At 60.3% G+C, this 15,697-nt stretch carries 16 protein-coding genes and 1 tRNA gene; 10 read left to right on the forward strand and 7 right to left on the reverse strand.

From position 1 onward, the window contains the following. Positions 1-198: 198 nt before the first annotated feature. The 5 genes from VMU57_RS20670 (at position 199) to VMU57_RS20690 (ending at position 4,424) form a co-directional block, all read left to right on the forward strand. The gene (locus VMU57_RS20670; protein ID WP_325386893.1) at positions 199-948 is read left to right on the forward strand and encodes an ATP-binding cassette domain-containing protein; all 750 of its coding nucleotides are present in this window, start codon (positions 199-201) and stop codon (positions 946-948) included. Then, entirely contained in the window at positions 945-1,577 is a 633-nt protein-coding gene (locus tag VMU57_RS20675) for an ABC transporter permease (RefSeq protein ID WP_325386895.1), read from the forward strand. Before VMU57_RS20670 ends, VMU57_RS20675 begins: the two co-directional genes overlap by 4 nt. 152 nt (positions 1,578-1,729) lie before the next feature. Further along, on the forward strand, positions 1,730-2,626 hold the full coding sequence (locus VMU57_RS20680; RefSeq protein WP_325386943.1) for a glycine betaine ABC transporter substrate-binding protein: 897 nt from the start codon (positions 1,730-1,732) through the stop codon (positions 2,624-2,626). Positions 2,627-2,732: 106 nt separating this feature from the next. Then, positions 2,733-3,230, forward strand: a complete 498-nt coding sequence (locus VMU57_RS20685) for a DinB family protein (RefSeq protein ID WP_325386897.1) — start codon at positions 2,733-2,735, stop codon at positions 3,228-3,230. Positions 3,231-3,320: 90 nt separating this feature from the next. Then, complete coding sequence (locus VMU57_RS20690; RefSeq protein ID WP_325386899.1) at positions 3,321-4,424, forward strand: alpha/beta hydrolase fold domain-containing protein; 1,104 nt, start codon at positions 3,321-3,323, stop codon at positions 4,422-4,424. 3 nt (positions 4,425-4,427) lie between these two features. Here the strand turns inward: VMU57_RS20690 and ribA are convergent, their stop codons facing one another. Beyond that, the gene (ribA, locus tag VMU57_RS20695; RefSeq protein WP_325386901.1) at positions 4,428-5,066 is read right to left on the reverse strand and encodes a GTP cyclohydrolase II; all 639 of its coding nucleotides are present in this window, start codon (positions 5,064-5,066) and stop codon (positions 4,428-4,430) included. An 87-nt stretch (positions 5,067-5,153) separates the two neighbouring features. Between ribA and VMU57_RS20700 the strand changes: the two genes are divergently transcribed. After that, the gene (locus tag VMU57_RS20700) at positions 5,154-6,554 is read left to right on the forward strand and encodes a sensor histidine kinase (RefSeq protein ID WP_325386903.1); all 1,401 of its coding nucleotides are present in this window, start codon (positions 5,154-5,156) and stop codon (positions 6,552-6,554) included. On the opposite strand, the gene bshA is transcribed toward VMU57_RS20700, so the two are convergent. The 3 genes from bshA to VMU57_RS20715 form a co-directional block, all read right to left on the reverse strand. Beyond that, positions 6,551-7,693 carry an N-acetyl-alpha-D-glucosaminyl L-malate synthase BshA gene (gene bshA / locus VMU57_RS20705; protein ID WP_325386905.1) on the reverse strand — a complete coding sequence of 381 codons (1,143 nt, stop codon included), beginning with the start codon at positions 7,691-7,693 and terminating at the stop codon, positions 6,551-6,553. The two genes, VMU57_RS20700 and bshA, sit on opposite strands and share 4 nt — an antisense overlap. Then, entirely contained in the window at positions 7,690-8,586 is an 897-nt protein-coding gene (locus tag VMU57_RS20710) for a ChbG/HpnK family deacetylase (RefSeq protein ID WP_325386907.1), read from the reverse strand. The genes bshA and VMU57_RS20710 overlap by 4 nt, the downstream gene beginning before the upstream one ends. A gap of 30 nt (positions 8,587-8,616) precedes the next feature. Further along, positions 8,617-8,693 (reverse strand) — tRNA-Val (locus VMU57_RS20715). Positions 8,694-8,962: 269 nt separating this feature from the next. On the opposite strand from VMU57_RS20715, the gene VMU57_RS20720 reads away from it, so the two are divergent. Further along, positions 8,963-9,106, forward strand: coding sequence for a hypothetical protein (locus tag VMU57_RS20720; protein ID WP_325386909.1), 144 nt, complete (start codon positions 8,963-8,965; stop codon positions 9,104-9,106). Here VMU57_RS20720 and VMU57_RS20725 read toward each other — a convergent pair. From VMU57_RS20725 to VMU57_RS20735, 3 genes are all read right to left on the reverse strand, one after another. Continuing rightward, positions 9,103-10,344 (reverse strand): M20/M25/M40 family metallo-hydrolase, encoded by a 1,242-nt coding sequence (locus tag VMU57_RS20725; RefSeq protein WP_325386911.1) that lies wholly within the window; start codon positions 10,342-10,344, stop codon positions 9,103-9,105. The two genes, VMU57_RS20720 and VMU57_RS20725, sit on opposite strands and share 4 nt — an antisense overlap. Next, complete coding sequence (gene truA, locus VMU57_RS20730) at positions 10,344-11,123, reverse strand: tRNA pseudouridine(38-40) synthase TruA (protein WP_325386913.1); 780 nt, start codon at positions 11,121-11,123, stop codon at positions 10,344-10,346. Before truA ends, VMU57_RS20725 begins: the two co-directional genes overlap by 1 nt. Before the next feature lie 231 nt (positions 11,124-11,354). Then, the gene (locus VMU57_RS20735; RefSeq protein WP_325386915.1) at positions 11,355-12,548 is read right to left on the reverse strand and encodes an L-rhamnose/proton symporter RhaT; all 1,194 of its coding nucleotides are present in this window, start codon (positions 12,546-12,548) and stop codon (positions 11,355-11,357) included. 133 nt (positions 12,549-12,681) lie between these two features. Between VMU57_RS20735 and VMU57_RS20740 the strand changes: the two genes are divergently transcribed. From VMU57_RS20740 to VMU57_RS20750, 3 genes are all read left to right on the forward strand, one after another. After that, positions 12,682-13,422, forward strand: a complete 741-nt coding sequence (locus VMU57_RS20740) for a (Fe-S)-binding protein (RefSeq protein ID WP_325386945.1) — start codon at positions 12,682-12,684, stop codon at positions 13,420-13,422. Between the two features lie 88 nt (positions 13,423-13,510). Then, complete coding sequence (locus tag VMU57_RS20745; RefSeq protein ID WP_325386917.1) at positions 13,511-14,968, forward strand: LutB/LldF family L-lactate oxidation iron-sulfur protein; 1,458 nt, start codon at positions 13,511-13,513, stop codon at positions 14,966-14,968. 1 nt (position 14,969) lies between these two features. Continuing rightward, a complete protein-coding gene (locus VMU57_RS20750; protein ID WP_325386919.1) occupies positions 14,970-15,632 on the forward strand; it encodes a LutC/YkgG family protein in 663 nt (220 codons plus the stop codon). The last annotated feature ends 65 nt before the right edge of the window (positions 15,633-15,697 follow it).

Genomic DNA, 15,697 nt, shown 5'->3' on the forward strand with positions numbered 1-15,697 from the left:
CAATAGCAAGCGCGAACGCGTCGTGACCGATGAGGTGATGCAAAAGATGGCAGAGCGCCTGCGTCCGCCGACCTTCAAGGAAGGCTTTGAAAAGATTACGGTAGTCCGCGTAAAGGGGCATGCCGGGACGGGACTGCAGGACGGGGCCGAGTCGGCTCCGGAGGCGGCTCAGTAGTCAAAATCAGATAGGTAGAGACGATGGCTGCAGTTGGCGTTGAGTTCGCGAAGGTGAGCTATACGCTGGCTGGCAGCCATTTTCTGCTGCGCGATATCTCCTTGCGTCTCGAAGCGGGGACGACGACGGCTTTATTAGGGCGAAGCGGGTCGGGAAAGACGACGCTGCTGCGGATGGTCAATGGGCTGGTCACTCCTACCTCGGGAGAAGTGCACGTTGGGGATCGTCCTGTCGGGGTTTACGACGTGGTGGCTCTGCGTCGAAGCATTGGGTACGTGATCCAGGAGACGGGGCTCTTTCCGCACATGACTGTTGAGCGGAACGCGGGAATGGCCCTCGAGTTGGCAGGGCGGTCTCGGGTGGAGACCTCAAAGCGTGCGGAAGAGGTTCTCTCGCTGGCGGGTTTGGACTTTGCTCAGTTTCGAGAGCGTTATCCGTGGCAGCTCTCCGGGGGGCAGCGGCAGCGCGTGGGGCTGGCGCGCTCGCTGGCAATGGATCCGGATATATTGCTCATGGACGAGCCGTTTGGTGCGCTCGACCCATTGACGCGGGCGGAGATGCAGACCATGCTGCGGGAGCTTTTGCAGCGTGTCGGCAAGACGGTTTTGCTGGTGACGCATGATCTGGATGAAGCACTTTATCTGGCGCAGAGAGTGGTGTTCTTAGCCGAGGGTAAGGTGGTGGCGGACCTGCCTGCCGGTGAGGTTCTGGCTTCGGAGAATCCTCATGTAAAAGATTATGTTTCGGCGGTATATCGAGTGGTGCCAGCTTGATAGCGTTTATTCAATCGCATGGGTGGGAGATAGCCCGGCTGACGTTCGAGCATCTGTGGCTGACTCTCTTCGCCATGTTATTGGCGGCGGGGATTGGGTTGCCGCTGGGGATACTGTTAACTCGGAGGCCGGGGTTGGCGAAGCCGGTGATCGGTTTCGCCAACGTGGTGCAGACGATTCCTAGCCTGGCGCTCTTTGGATTGCTGCTGCCAGTTCCCTGGCTGGGGGAGAATGCGGCTCGGCTGGCAATCCTTGCCCTGACGGGTTACGCTCTGCTGCCCATTCTGCGGAATACCTATGCAGGTATTGGAAGCGTCGATGCCACGCTTGGCGATGTGGCCGAGGCCATGGGAATGACCTCGTGGCAGCGGTTGTGGAAGGTGGAGCTGCCGCTGTCGGCCAGCGTCATTCTGGCTGGACTGCGGACAGCCACCGTGACCTGCGTGGGGGTGGCGACGATTGCAGCGGCGATTGGTGCGGGTGGGTTGGGCGAGCTGATCTTTCGCGGAGTGGCGAGCGTGGATAACCGGCTGGTGCTGGCGGGGGCTATTCCGGCGGCTTTGCTTGCTCTGATTGCCGATGCGGGGTTGGGGTGGCTGGAGAAAAAGCTGGCAGTGAGGCGAGCGTGACTCGGCGATGGTTGGAGAGTTGGAACGATTCGAGGGAAGGCTTAGCCCAGGGGCTAAAGCCCCAAATCTGTGATGGGTTCAAGAGACCCAAGGCTGAAGCCTTGGGCTACCTAGAAGCAAGTGCAGCCGCAACTGCAAGTGCAGTGACGAAGGTGCGGAGGCTGGTTGCTCTGGTTGTGCTTTTGGCTATCTTTGGTGGACTCAGTGCGTGTGCTCCGCCGCGATCTTCGAGGATTGTTATCGGTGCGAAGAACTTTACCGAGCAGGTGGTTCTGGGGGAACTGGTGGCGCAGGAGATTGAGGCAGTCACCGGAGAGAAGGTTGACCGCAAGTTTTATCTGGCCGGAAGCTATATCTGCCAGCAGGCTCTGGTGAATGGACGCATCGATGCCTATGTGGAGTACACCGGGACTGCGCTGACGGCGATCCTGAAGCAGCCACTTCCTCCGATGGGGCAGCGCGATGCGGCCACTGTGTTCGATACTGTTCAACGTTTGTATGCGACGCGGTATGCCGTAAAGGTAGAACGCGGGTTGGGGTTTGAGGACACCTTTGCGATGGTGGTGCGCGGTGCGGATGCGCAGCGGTATGGGTTGAAGACGATCTCCGATGCGGCGAAGATCGCGCCGCAATGGAGACTTGGTGTGGGCTATGAGTTTGAGGAGCGGCCCGATGGCCTGCGCGGATTGGAGGCGACGTATGGGCTGCACTTTCGCGATGCGCCGCGGGTGATGGACCTGGGATTGCTTTATCGAGCGCTGGGGGTGGGGCAGGTGGATATGGTGGCGGGGAATTCGACCGATGGGCCGATACGCGCTTTGGGGCTGACTGTGTTGCAGGATGACCGGCATTATTTCCCTCCGTATGAGGCTGTGCCCTTGATTCGGGAGGACTCGCTGCGGCGGCATCCGGGGATTCAGGTCGCGATGGATCAATTGGCAGGGAAGGTCAGCGCGGAGGAGATTCGCGAGATGAACTTCGCGGTGGATTCTGAGCATAAAGACGTTGGCGAAGTGGTGAGGGCATTTCGGAAGAGGGAAGGGTTGTGAGAGTTTCGGCCTGGAGATGAGGACGGTCGTGCTTCGCACGATTCCCACATCTCAGAATCGAGATGTGGGGTACCCAAAGTTGTGGCTATGGAAAAGGAGGCAGGCGATGGTTGAGCCTTGGTTGCGTGGGACTTTGATTGAGGTGGATGCGGTTCGGCGCGGTGTGCTTCATGCGCTGGAACTGGCTCGTGAGGATGTTGAGCGTTGGAGCGCCAATTTGAGCGATGCCGAGTTGGAGGCGCAGCCGCTTGGATTGCCTTCTGTTGGACGCCAGATGCGGCATATCGTACGCAGTCTCGACCGTCTGCTGACCTATTCGGAGGGGCGGCAGCTGTCTGCGGCTCAACTGGAAGCGTTGAAGGCGGAGGCCGACGAGTGCATTTCGCGAAGGGCTTTGTTTGCGGAATTCGAGGAAGGGATCTCTTCCGCGATGGAGCGGGTCGGGGCGTTGCGTGCGGAGAGTTATCAGGATGCCCGCGGTGTTGGCAGGAAGATGCTGCCGACGACGGTGGGCGGGCTGCTGGTCCATTGCGCTGACCATAGCCAGCGCCACACAGGGCAGATGGTGACAACGGCGAAGGTGATTGTGGCGATGCGGAGCTAAGGGATCGCGCACTTTGTATGATGGTTGGCCAGTGAGATGAGCGATGATTCGATGTCGCCTATCGCTGAAGACATTTGAAAGGAGACGTCCATGCGGCGTAATCCACTTGCGGGTAGGAGATGGAATCTGAGCGCTTGCCTATCTTTGCGCGTGATCTTCTGCATTGCACTCTCTGCCTGGACTGTCACTTGCTGGTCGCAACCGGCGGCAACGGGGGTGCAGAGCGATTCAAGCGTGATCGACAGCCAAGGCACGGCGCACATCACCCGCGTTATTCCTGTGCCGCAGACGGTAAGCCCGGAGGCCCAGCGAAGCCTTGCGCTTCCTCAGTCTGACGCGGTAAAGCCGGAGACGCTCGAAGCGCGTCGGAGCGGGACAGATACGTGGCAGGCCCGCGCAGGTAAGTTGTCGGAGACGATGTATCCGGTGCATGTTGCGAGCGATTCGATTGCGGGTGTGCCAGTGCGTGTGATCACTCCTCTGGAGATTCCTGCGGACCACCGCGACCGCGTTCTCATCAATCTGCATGGCGGAGGGTTCAACTCGGACTCGGGCTCGCTCACCGAGACTGTGCCGATTGCGAACCTTACCCAGACCAAGGTGATTGCCGTGCTGTACAGACTTGCCCCGGAACATCCATTTCCGGCGGCGGTGGACGATGCCGTCGCCGTCTATCGTGAGGTATTGAAGACCTATAAGCCTGCGAAGATTGCCATCTATGGGACCTCAGCCGGGGCGATTCTTACCGGTGAGGTTGCTGTGAAGATCAAGCAGTTGGGGCTGCCGTTGCCGGGTGCTCTGGGTATCTTCTCGGGCTTCGGTGATTTCGACCACGTAGGTGATTCGCAGGCGATGTACGCGCTGGCTGGCTTGTCGGGGCATCTGGACCCTCCTGCGCCGCCGCCGATGGACAAGGAGTATGTCCGGGAGACGAACCCTCGCGATCCGGTGCTTTCTCCGCTCTACGCGGACCTGCATGGGATGCCGCCGACACTATTTATCACCAGCGGCCGCGACATGCTCCTGAGTGGGACGACGATTTTGCATCGCGCTTTTTTGCGGGATGGGGTGGACGCCCGGTTGGTGGTGTTTGAGGCACTGCCTCATGCCTTCTGGAACGATGCCGAACTGCCGGAGTCGAAGGAGGCTGACGGAATCATGGCGAAGTTCTTCGACCGTGAGCTTGGCAGGTAGTATCTAGCTGACCAGGTGCCCCATCTTGTCGCGCTTGGTCTGGATGTAACGGTCGAAGGTTGGCTCGATGGGCACAACGGCGGAGATGCGCTCGGTCACTTCGATGCCGGCGGAGACGAGTGCGTCTACCTTTTCGGGATTGTTGGTCATGAGGCGAACTGCCTTCACGCCGAGCGATTTGAGGATCTCGGCGGGGAGCTCGTAGGCGCGGCAGTCGGCGGCGTAGCCCAACTCAAGATTGGCCTCGATGGTATCGCGGCCCTGGTCCTGCAACTCATAGGCACGCAATTTGGCCATCAGGCCGATGCCGCGGCCCTCCTGTTGCTCGTAGAGAAGAATGCCAGTGCCTGCCTCGGCGATGGTGGCGAGCGCAAGTTCAAGTTGCTGGCGGCAATCGCAGCGCAGCGAGTGGAAGACATCTCCGGTGAGGCACTGCGAATGGATGCGCACGATAGGCGGCCCGGTGTGAATATCGCCCATGACCAGAGCTACCGCAGCCTCGGTGCGCGTCGCTGGAGCAGGAATGGCCTCGTTGCACGGCTGTGGATTGGTGACTACGCCCTCGAAGCCGAGAATGCGGAAGTGTCCCCAGCGGGTGGGGAAGTCGGCGTCGGCTACTTTAATTAAGGATGCGAAGGACATAGTGCGATTATACGTTTCGGACTGCATGCCTATTGGATTGCGGCATAGGGCGATTTGATGCAGCGGCGAAGGGCGTAAAGTAGGTTTGTGACGCAGACCGATCCAAAGCTGATCCTGATTACGCTGCTGATTGAGCTAGGCGTGGCCGCTGCGGTATCGACCTCGCTGGCTCGGGCAAAGACGTTTAAGGAGCTTTTGTTTACCTCGCGGCGGACACGGCGTCAGACCGCTGCCCTGGTGGCGATGATCTGCGTGCCGCTTACGCTGGGCGTCTGGGTGCGTGTGCTGGTGCCGAACTTTCTGGCGGCTGACCTCTCTTACGAGACGACCATTTTGCTTGGCATCCTGGTGGGTCCACTGGCGGCGATGGCCGGCGGTGCCGCGCTTGCGGTTCCTGCCGTGCTGCATCATGAGTATCTGGCGCTTCCGATCAATCTGCTGGTGGCCGCTGGAGCCGGGGCCTTCCGCCGTTTTGCGAACGCCGAGGATGTCTGGTCTTTTTCGCCGATGATCGACCTGAGCATCTATCGCTGGGTGACGCGCAACCTGCGCCGGCCCAGCCTGGACCGGCAGGTCCTGCTCCTTCTGTCGATTGCGACCGGAGCGTTTGGGCTGAGTATGCTGTCGCGGCTCTATCCGCGGCGGTTCTTCGAACTGCATTCTGACTCGTGGTGGGTTGAGTTGTTGATCTGCGCAAGTGCTCCAGTGGTCGTCGGGATTCCGCTCAAGATATGGAACTCGGTCCGCATCGAGCGCAAGTTGGAGGAGCAGGGAAGGCTGCTGCTGGAGGCGAGACTCGATGCGCTGCAACGGCAGATCAACCCGCATTTTCTGTTCAATACGCTTAACTCCATCACGTCGCTGGTGCGTTCACGGCCAGAACTGGCGCGAGAGATGATCGTTAAGCTGGGCAACATTCTGCGTGTGCTGCTTAAAGACCGCGAGGCTTTTGTGCCTTTTAGCGAAGAGCTGATGTTTACCGATGACTATCTCGATATCGAGGTCGTGCGCTTTGGCGAGAAGCTGAAGGTGGTCAAGGAGATCGCCGAGGAGACGCTGCATATCGTCGTTCCGGGAATGCTGCTGCAGCCGTTGATAGAAAACAGCATCAAGCATGGTCTGGAGCCGCGCATCAGCGGCGGCACGGTGACGCTGCGCAGCCGGATCACAGAGGATGGAATGCTGCTGGTGGAGGTCGAGGACGACGGTGTGGGCATGGATCCGGAGTGGGACTGCGCCTCACCGGTAAGCGGTTTGATCCGTCCCGGTTCCGGCATCGGCATGCGCAACGTGCGCGAGCGGATGGGTGTTCTCTACGGAAATCTGGCAGGCGTGGAGATCAATAGCAGACCGGGCAGAGGGACGAAGGTGAGCTTGCGAATGCCTATTCTCGACGACGGGGCGGAGGTGTGGGGGCCAGTCGGGGATGCTGCCGGACAGGCCCTGCGTCTGGTGGGAGACGCGGTGAGGGCTGTAACCAGGGGCTAAATTGTGGTTCGGGCGATTACGCGGTCGTAATAACTCTCGTACAGAGGGATGATGCGCGAGGCGCAGAATTGATCCTGTGCGGTCTGGCGAGCGGCTTTGGCCATGAGGGCCAAACGCGAGTCGTCGCTAAGGAGTGCGATCGCGGCTTTGGCCATGGAATCGACATCTCCCACATCGAAGAGAAGGCCATTGCGTCCGTGCTCAATCAATTCCGGGACGCCGCCAACCCGGGTCGAGATGCTGGGAACGCTGCAGGCCATGGCTTCGAGCGCGGCCAGCCCGAAGGACTCCATCTCGCTGGGCATCACCATCAGGTCGGCCAGCGGCAGCAACTCGTTGACGTTGTCCTGCTTGCCTACGAAGTGGATGCGGTCCTGCACCTTGAGCTGCAGTGCCAGATGTTCGGCGGCGCTGCGGTCGGGGCCATCGCCGATCAGCATCAGGCGTGCGGGCATGGCAGCGGCAACACGGGCAAACACTTTGACGACATCCTGGACGCGCTTGACGGGGCGGAAGTTGGAGAGGTGGACAAGCAGTCGCTCGTTGGCGGCGGCGAAACGGGGCCGCATGGTGGCGACCAGTTCGGGATTGCGAACGTAGACGTCGCAGTTGACGAAGTTCGGTATGACCTCAATCTCGGAGGTGATGCCGAAGGCTTCGCGGGTGCGATCGCGGAGATGACTGGAGATTGCGGTTACTCCATCAGACTTTACGATCCCGAACCGTGTAATCGGAAGGTAGGAGGCATCGAGGCCGACCAGGGTAATGTCGGTGCCGTGCAGCGTGGTGATGAAGGGCAACTTTCGACCGTTTGCGGCTAGCATCTGCTTGGCCAGCAGAGCGCTTACTGAATGTGGGATCGCATAGTGGACGTGCAGAAGATCGAGCGAATAGAACTCCGCGACTTCGGCCATGCGCGTGGCCAGAGCAAGGTCGTAAGGAGGATGCTCGAAGAGTGGATAGTTCGAGACGGCCACCTCGTGGAAGTGGATGTTGGCCTCGCGGCCAGTCAGCCGGAAGGGCTGCGAGTAGGTGATGAAGTGAATGTCATGGCCGCGTGCGGCGAGTTCAATGCCCAGCTCGGTGGCTACGACGCCGCTGCCGCCGTAGGTCGGATAACAGGTGATGCCGATCTTCATAGGGATCTCTCGTAGTGGCGATGTGGCTGGCTTATCTGTCCATAATGGATGAGTTCCAGGCCGGAAACGGTTCGGCTTGCGCGCGGGATTTCCTGGAGCAAGGCATCGCGCTCGATCTCGCGTGTTGCGCGGAGACGGGTAGCGATGGCATTCAGTGCCGTATCGTTATATCCGGGATGGCAGACAAGCTCCCACGTGCCTTCGGGCATTGCGTGGAGAATTTTGCGGAGAGAGGCTGCATCAAGCTGGCCGGTGGCAGAGACGCCGATCGTGCCGTCGGAAGTGAGGACGTGCCCGTCGTTGAGTTGCGGCAGCGATTCAAAAGAGCGTTTGCCGAGGATGCCAAGGATGTGGAACTGAAGCCGCCGGACAAAGGCGTTGGGCGCAAGGCGCGAGCTCCATGCGGGCTCGAAGGGATTGCGGACGGCCCCGACGGAGCAGCAATGGGCAACGCGCAAAAGTGGACGCGCCACGGCAGGGAAGAGGTGGGTATGTTTATGGGTGTCGAGATGAGTGACTGCAATGCCAGTCTGTTTCAACTTCTGGACCTGGGCAAAAGCTTCGCGCTCGATCTCTCCTTCGCGGATGTTGCCGCGCATGAGTGCTTGCATGAAGTCGAGTAGGGAAGGCCTGAAGTTTTTGCCGTCCGAGCCCAGCAACGTTGGAATGCTGTGGGGAGGAGAGACAGGCTCGCCGTCGGTAAGAACGATGTGGCAACCGACGCCAAGCGATGGATTGGCACGGGCAATGGCGACGGCATCGTCGAACGCGGCACCAGTGGCCATCAGAGTGGCGGAGGTGAGCACATGTGCCTGGTGAAGTTCGGCGATTGCGCGATTGACTCCCAGCGTCAGGCCGAAGTCGTCCGCGTTGATGATGAGGCGGGAAGCCATGGGAGATTGATCGCAGACGGAAGGGAAATATGGTGGGCGGTTAGGGATTCGAACCCCAGACCCTCTCGGTGTAAACGAGATGCTCTAACCAACTGAGCTAACCGCCCCGTTACGGTTATAAGGATTACTTAACGAGTGTATGGGAGTAACGGCGGCGATGCAATGAGGGGATGCTCCGGTTGAGAGGCCAGCTTATCGACCATCGTAGATTCTTCTATTCTTAATAGACCTAATTTTGCAAAATAAGTAGTTTTGCACCAGCATGCCGCATTGCTTGGCGTTTCCCCGAAGGGTGTGGTCGATAACGTTATAACCGCACTTACTTCCGACGGGATGAATTGCGTCGGCTATTCAGAACAGGCCTGACCTGCAGTCGTTGCAGTGGAACGAACAGGCGGCGCGGAAATACGGCCAGGCGCAGTTGCAGCAGACGCAGGCAGCCATCAGCGATGCGAATGCGCGGTCGCAATACGGCTTTGCGATGGCTGATCTGCGCTTCCAGACGGGGGTTCAGCCTTAGGGGCGGTGACTTCCCGCAGTGACCTGGGTAGTGTCGAGGAGTGTGAGGAGGATACGGCGCAGGGCGGTCTCGCGGCCGGTCGGGTCGTACCACTCCTGTAGGGTGTGGATGCCTCCTCCGCTGCCTCCGGTGCCGATGGCCATCGCGGGGATGCCCAGCGATAGTGGGAGGTTGGCGTCGGTCGAGCCTAGCCGCAGCTCGGTGCGGAGGGTGAGGTGGCGGTCTACGGCGCGAAGGGTTTCGAGCAAAGAGGAGTCGTCGGGTAGGACTGCGGCGGGTCGATTGCCGATGTTCTGAACCATGATATTTGTAGCCGATGACGTGGGTCGCTGCGTGGCTAATGCAGTCAGGAAGCCGTCGCAGATTTTGCGGACAGCGGCTTCGGCGATGCGTAAATGGGCAGGATCTGTCGAGCGAAGGTCGAGCAGGACGGTGGCCGACTCTGGAATAGAGTTGATGGAGGTTCCGCCGGAGATGTGGCCTGCGTTGAGGGTAGTCAGCGGCTCGGTGGGGAGAGCGATTTCGGCGACGGCAGTGAGGATGCGGCTGAGGATGAGGATGGGGTTGGGCGCTCCGGCATCGGCCCAGGAGTGGCCGCCGGGGCCGGTGACGGTAACGCTGAGGCGGATGCTGCCGAGGGCTCGGGTGACGGTGGTGTTGGTGCCTCCTCCTTCGAGGGCCAGGGCAGCGGCGATGCGGTGGCGATAGGGGCCTTGCTCGAAGAGATAGCGCATGCCGCGGAGATCGCCTTCGCCCTCTTCCCCTACGTTGGCAGCGAAGAGGATGGGGATGGGTGGAGTGATATGGGCGTAGCGGAGGGCGGCGGCAATGCCGAGCAGAGCGGTGAGTCCGGCGGCGTTGTCGCAGATGCCGGGGGCGTAGATGCGGGGGCTGTCGTTGGCCTGACGGGGCTCGCAGGAGGTTCCGGCGGGGAAGACGGTGTCGAGGTGAGCTGAGAGAAGAATGCAGGGGGTGTTGGGCAGGGCATCGGGTGAAGCTAGTTCAGCAAGAGCGTTGCCCTCTTCATCGAGATGGATGTTGGTGAGGCCTAAATGACGGAAGCGATCGAGGAACCATGCGGCGCGAGCGGATTCGGCGAAGGGTGGCGCCGGGATGCAGACCATCTCCAGTTGCCACTGGCGGAGTTGGGGCTGGTGGAGGTGTAGCCAATGGAAGGCCCGGTGGACCGCGGTGAGGGTGGCGAGGCGGGTGATGCGATGTTGGGCGGCGGCGGACATCAGTATTCGACCTCGACGAGGAAGAGGCCGGCGGCAGGGGCGGTGGGACCGGCGGCGGAGCGGTTGCGGGCCGCGAGGATTTCGGGGATGGCGTGGGCAGAGATGCGGCCTGTGCCTGCTTCGGCGAAGGTTCCTACGAGGTTGCGCACCATGTGGTGGAGGAAGCCGGTTCCGGCGACCCGGTAGATGAAGATGCCTTCTTGCTGACGCCAGTGTGAGTTGCGGATGGTGCGGATGGCGGTTGTGTGTTGTGGTAGGTCGGTAGAAGGTTCGGTCGTGCGGGTGGTGAGGTCGGGGTCGGCGGCGGCGAAGGAGGTGAAGTCATGGGTGCCAAGAATGGAGGCGGCTGCTTGCTGGAGCTGTTCGAAGTCGAGAGGGATGGGGCAGGGCCACACGTAGGGAGCGAGCATGGGCGAGCAGATGCTGCCAGTTGGGTGGATGCGGTACTCGTAGGTTTTGCCGATAGCGCTGTGGCGGGCATGGAAGCTAGGTGGGGCGTGATCGATGGAAAGAACGCGGATGCTGGGGGGAAGGGCGTGGTTGAGGGCTCGATGAAAGTTGGCGGGAGGGATGGTGGATTGGAGAGAGAAGGAGGCTACCTGCGCGAGGGCGTGAACTCCGGCGTCGGTGCGGCCTGATCCCTGGGGGAGGACGGTTTCTCCGGTGATTTGGTGGATGGCCTGGGCGAGGGTTCTCTGAACGGTGGGCAGGCTGGGCTGGATCTGCCAGCCATGGTAGGGTGTTCCGTCGTAGCTCAGGATGGCTTTCCAGTTGGGCATGGCTGCTTTTTGCGACGGTATCACGGATGGGTATTGGGCGGTAGGTTCAGTAAAAGCCTACTTTCCATCCTTTGCGGTGAAGCTGCAAAGGATGGGGCACCCGGACGTTTGTGCCCGTGGAAGAGGAACAACTGCAACAGCAGGTCCCCCCGCTTTGCGGAAGGATGACAATTCAAAAGAGTATCAAGCCAAAGCGGGGGAGCTAGCTACTAAAAACTGCAGAGCTAGTTGCTAGTGGAGCATGGCTGCTGTCACTGCATCCTGCGTGGCTTTCAGGTAGTTGCCATAGCCTACGACTACTGTCGAGCCGACCAGAAGGAAGAGGCCGGTGGCTACCAGCCACTTGGTGCGAGTGCTGGTGCCGCGCCATTCTTTGAGCGCAAGGCCCCAGAGGGTGGCGAAGATAATGATCGAGGCCATGTGAAGGGTCCAGCTGGAGAAGTCGTACTTGCCCATCTTGGTCTGGCCCATGGAGTAGAAGAAGAACTGGAAGTACCAGATGACTCCGGCCATGGCGGCGAAGAGGTAGTTGGCGACGAGGGTTTTGGGGGCGAGGCGGTCGTAGGTGGAGGCGTCGAGTGGATCGAAATCGACCAAGGTGTCGCCGGAGGAGTGCGAGGCGCGCATGGGATTGTTGCCGGGAGCGCCGACGAACTGCTTGATGGAGCTGTTCTTAATGATGAGGATAGCCGACCAGATGAAGTTGGTGAGGAAGCCTCCCCAGAGAACGACGATGAGGATGGGAAGGTTCTGCCAGAGGTCGAGGCGGTGGTTGGCAAGGAGTTGAGCTTTGGCGATGTCGCCGATGGGCTTGCCGGCGGCGAGGCCGAAGGCGAAGAAGCTGCTCATAATACCGGCGAAGATGGCGACGGCGATGCCTTTGCCGAAGGAGAAGTCGGACTCGCCAGCTTCGGCCTTCTCTTCGGGGGTGGTCTCTTGTTCTTTGGACCAGCCTGCGGCGCCGTTGACGGCTACTGCGATGAGGCAGATGGCGACGCCGAGAAGGATGATCTGGCCGGAGCCTTCGTGCATGATGGTGGTGATCTGGCCGGAGTAGATGGGCGGGATCAGGGTGCCGAAGGCGGTGCAGAGGCCAAGGGCGATGGCGTAGCCGAGGGCGATGCCGAGGTAGCGGATGGCCAGGCCGAATGTGAGGCCACCGATTCCCCAGAGCGCACCAAAGAGGAACGCGTAGAGGCAGTCGGACGGATGGGTGGCATAGGCGATGTGCAGAATGCCGAAGACGTTGGGCACGAAGATGTAGGCGAGCACGACGGGCGCGACGATCCAGGCGGCGAAGCCCTGAATGAGCCAGTAGATCTCCCACGACCAGCGCTTGATGGCGCGGAAGGGGATGAAGTTGGTGGCGGAGGCGAAGCCGCCGATCCAGTGATAAATGACGCCGATAAACGGATTGGTTCCCACGCAGGCCTCGTTGATGGTGCAATGATAGTGATGGTGCTGTGCCGGGTACTATCCTACCTGACGCGATTTGCGTTGGGGAAATATACTCTCTATTGAATTTAATGCGCTGGCCGGTGCGGCTGGAGGTTTGGCTCTGCGAGTTTCCTTATTCATTACCTGCTATAACGACACTCTGTTTCCTGAGACGGGTAAGTCCGTGGTGAAGGTGCTGGAACGGCTGGGACATACGGTCGAGTTTCCTGCCGGCCAGACCTGCTGCGGGCAGATGCACTACAACACCGGCTACCAGGCAGAAGCCATGCCGCTGGTGCAACGGTTTGTCGATCAGTTTCGCGGAGCTGAGGCGGTGGTAGTCCCGTCTTCGAGCTGCGTGGCGATGATGAAGGACCACTATCCGAAGATGGCCGCGGAGATCGGTGATGCGAGATTGATTGCTGATGTTGAGGAACTGCTGCCTCGGGTGTATGAGTTCTCGGAGTTTTTGACGCGAGGGCTGGGGCTGGAGGATGTGGGGGCTTACTATCCGCACCGGGTGACCTATCACGCAAGCTGCCACGGGCTGCGAAATCTTGAGCTGGGTGATGGACCGCTGCGGCTGCTGAAGGCGGTACGGGGAATCGATCTGGTTCCGCTGGAGGGGCTGGAACAGTGTTGCGGCTTTGGCGGAACGTTTGCGATCAAGAATGCGGATGTTTCGAGTGCGATGCTTTCGGAGAAGACGACGGCGGTGTTGAATACGGGCGCGGAAGCTTGTACGGCTTGCGACAATAGCTGCCTGATGCATATTCAGGGAGCGCTGCATCGACAGCGAACCGGGGTGAAGACGGTGCATTTGGCGGAGATATTGGCGGGCGATGAGGGAACAGCGCGATGATGATGAAGGTACATCGGCAAAGACAACCGCAGGTCCTTCGACTCGCTACGCTCGCTCAGGATGACAAGCGTTTAGGGAGGTCTGCGCGATGAGCGGAGTTGCGTTAGACCCGAAGACGTCGCCTGTGTTTCCGATGGCGGCCAAGGCTGCGCTGGGTGATACGCAGATGCGGAAGAACGTTCGTCATGCCACGGAAGTGATTCAAGCCAAGCGAGCGCGTGTGGTGAGCGAGATGCCGGATTGGCAGCAGTTGCGCGAGGCAGGCAAGCAGATTCGCCAGCACACGATGGAGCACCTGGATTTCTATCTGGAGCAGTTTGAGGAGAACTGCACGCGAGCAGGCGGCGTGGTGCATTGGGCTCGCGATGCCGAAGAGGCGAAGAGGATTGTTACTCGGCTGGTGAAGGCGAGCGGCTCGGATGAGGTCATCAAGATCAAATCGATGACGACCGAAGAAATTCATCTGAACGACGCGCTGGCGGCGGCTGGGATTCACGCCTATGAGACCGACCTGGCTGAGTTGATTATTCAGCTAGGGGAAGACCAGCCTTCGCATATCGTAGTTCCGGCGCTGCATAAGAATCGGCAGCAGATTCGCGAGATCTTTCAGAGGAAGATGAATCTGCCGGAGTTGGGTGAGTCGCCACAGGACCTTGCCGACGCTGCTCGAATGTTTTTGCGGGAGAAGTTTTTGCGGGTAAAGACGGGAGTGAGCGGCGCTAACTTCCTGATCGCGGAGACGGGCGGGGTTTGCATCGTCGAGAGCGAGGGCAACGGGCGCATGTGCCTTACACTGCCCGAGACGTTGATTACGATTGCGGGAATTGATAAGGTTTTGCCGCGGTTTCAGGACCTTGAGGTGGTGTTGCAGTTGCTGCCGCGGTCGGCTACCGGCGAGCGGATGAATCCCTATAACTCGATCTGGACCGGAGTGAAGGAAGGCGATGGACCGCGCGCGTTTCATGTGGTGCTGATGGACAATGCGCGGACGGAGATTCTGGCGGACAAGGAAGGCCGGCAGACGCTGAACTGCATTCGCTGCGGAGCTTGCCAGAATGCCTGCCCGGTCTATCGACAGACGGGCGGACAGGCTTATGGGAGCGTGTATGCCGGACCGATTGGCGCGATTCTGACGCCGCAGTTGCAGGAGATGCACCATGCGCAGAGTCTTCCGTTTGCCTCGTCGCTGTGCGGGGCCTGCTATGAAGTGTGTCCGGTGAAGATCAATATTCCCGAGGTGCTGATCCATCTGCGCAACAAGGTGGTGAAGCAGAATACGGCGGGGGTCGCGGGCTTGTTCGATGTCGAGGCTGGGGCGATGAAGGCCATGGCGATGATCTTCAAGAGTGAGCGGCGGTTTCGAGCGGCGCAGCGGCTGGGGCGCATGGCGGAGACTCCGCTGGTGCGCAAGGACGGGCGAGGTGTGGGCTGGATAGGCTGGCTGCCGGGGATGCTGGGCGGCTGGACGCAGGTGCGGGACTTGCAGGAGATGCCGGAAGAGACCTTCCGCGACTGGTGGGAGAAGCGGAGGAGAAATGGGAACTGAGATGACTGTCGCTACTAATTCCAATGCGGCGCGGGCTGAGGTTTTGCGGCGTATTCGTGTGGCTAAAGGTGGGACTTCCGATGCCGAGGCTGCAGGAACTGCGTGGAGCCGTGTGGCGCGAGAGTATCGACGCAGCGCAGTATTGGAGCCGGGCGCGCTGCTCGAACTGCTTGAAGATCGGCTACGGGATTATGACGCGCATGTAGTCCACGTGGGGCATGGCGATGTGGCCGATGCTGTCGCGAAGATGCTTGCAGCGCGAGGGAAGCGGCGGATGGTGGTTCCGGCTGGGCTTTCAGCGGAGTGGCTGCCTGCGGGCTTTGAGTTTGTGAGGGACGACGGCATGAGCTCGACTGCGCTGGATGCTTTCGATGGGGTGATGACGGGCTCGACCGCCGCGATTGCCCTAACCGGGACAGTGATCCTGCAGAATGTGCCGGGGCAGGGACGGCGCGCGGTGACATTGGTGCCGGACTATCACCTCTGCGTGGTGAAGGCAGCCGATGTGATGGAGACGGTGCCGCAGGCGATGGAGAGGCTCCACGGGACGGCAGAGTTGACGACCACTTTTTTCTCAGGGCCTTCGGCCACAGCGGATATCGAGATGACGCGAATCAAGGGAGTGCATGGACCGCGTCATCTGGATGTGATTCTGATTGTGTAAGAGGTCCATCCAAAAGCTGTTGTCGGGAGGCGAGCTTCCAGTTCAAAAACGGCCGACTGCGGGGA

This window comes from Edaphobacter sp., from assembly GCF_035532915.1.
Lineage (GTDB): Bacteria > Acidobacteriota > Terriglobia > Terriglobales > Acidobacteriaceae > Edaphobacter.